General features: G+C 38.5%; 1 pseudogene. It reads right to left on the bottom strand.

Going from position 1 to position 1,656, the window contains the following annotated elements:
- Positions 1-107: 107 nt before the first annotated feature.
- Positions 108-1,656 (bottom strand): annotated as a pseudogene (locus ACQKIM_RS28060) (IS1182 family transposase); the annotation flags it as partial.

Below are 1,656 nucleotides of genomic sequence, written 5' to 3'. Positions count from 1 at the left end.
AGAGGCTGGGACATAACTAGCTTCAATTCGTGAGAAATCCGACTTTGAATGAATTCAAAGTCGGATTTCTCTATCTTTTATGTTTTTCCAGATAGCTTTTAGCTAATGGCTGTGAATTTTCTTAAATTCACAGCCATTAATGCGAGGCCCATCTCGTTTTCCACCTTCGATTTTCCTCGTACAGAAAATCGAGTGAAACGCAAATTAGCCTTCAAGAATCCAAAAACTGGTTCCACGTCAATTTTGCGTTGACGATAAAGGGTACTCGTTTTTTCTTCTGAAAGCTTTGCTCTCACATATTCTTTTTGTTGTTCCCACTTCTCATTCACCATTAACTTACGATTATTTCCTTCTTTTGCTTTTGTACATAATGAACGGAGGGGGCATCCGGAACAGTCTTCACATTCATATACCTTAAACTCACGCGCGAAATCATACTTATCCGTTTTCGTGGTACGATATTTAAATACAAGATGTTGTTGGTTTGGGCATGTGTATCGATCATTTTCTTTATCATAATTCCAGTTCGCTGTATTGAATTCGTTTTGCTTATACGTTTTCTTCTGTTCTTTTACATACATGGTGTACGTGATTAAGGCTTCTCGCTTACGATTCGAAAGGATATCATCATAATTTTGTTCACTGCCATATCCGGCATCTGCGACGATGTGTTTTGGTAGTTTAAAATAATGTTGTTCGATTTCATCTAAAAATGGGATTAATGTACGTGTATCCGCTGGGTTTGGAAAAATGCTGTAGGCAAGCGCATACTGACCTTCTGTTGCCACTTGTATGTTATAACCTGCCTTCAATTGACCATTTTTCATATAGTCATCTTTCATACGCATAAATGTCGCATCCGGGTCTGTTTTCGAATAACTATTTCGTTCGTCAAAGATTTCGAAGTCTCTTTGGTATTTTAGTTTGCGTTCAATATAGTCGATTAATTGTTTGCGGGCTTTCTTTGGGAATTTCCGTTCCGTTCTTAAAGCCTTTCGCTCTGCTACATCTGATGAGTCCTCAATTTTTCGATCATATTCAGCGATTACTTCATCTACTTTTTCGACCATTTGAGCGAGGTCTTCCAATGCTAATTCCTTTTCATTTTCCCGTTCAATTTCTGGGATGATTTCTTTTTCAAGTAGTTCATCGTATAGCTGGTTAGACTTCTCAATTAGTCCGTTATGATATTTCTCAATTGACTTTTTCCACACGAATGTAAATTTGTTCGCATTTGCTTCAATCTTAGTTCCGTCGATAAAAATGGCTTCCTGATCAATTAATTCTTCCTGTACCAGCTGACAGCGGAATTGAACGAAGCATTGACGAATTAACTCCTTCACCTCTGATTGGACACGGAATCGGTTGATTGTGCGGTAGGTTGGTTCATTTCCTCGAGCTAACCACATCATCCGAAGACTATCTTTTAAAAGTCCTTCAATTTTGCGCCCTGAGAAGACAGATTGCGTGTAGGCACATAAGATAATTTTAAGCATCATGCGTGGATGGTAGGCAGGACAGCCCTCATTTCGAAGGAATGGTTCAAACGCTTCGGGCGGGATACTTTCGACTAAATGGTGGATATGGAAGGCAATATCATTCTTTTGTAACTTCACTTCTAAATCTAAAGGCAAAACTAGTTGATTCATGTTATAA

The sequence above is a fragment of the Lysinibacillus sp. NPDC047702 genome (assembly GCF_050272555.1).
GTDB lineage: Bacteria > Bacillota > Bacilli > Bacillales_A > Planococcaceae > Lysinibacillus.
Note: the sequence above shows the minus strand (reverse complement) of the source record. Positions and strands in the feature narration are given on the sequence as shown.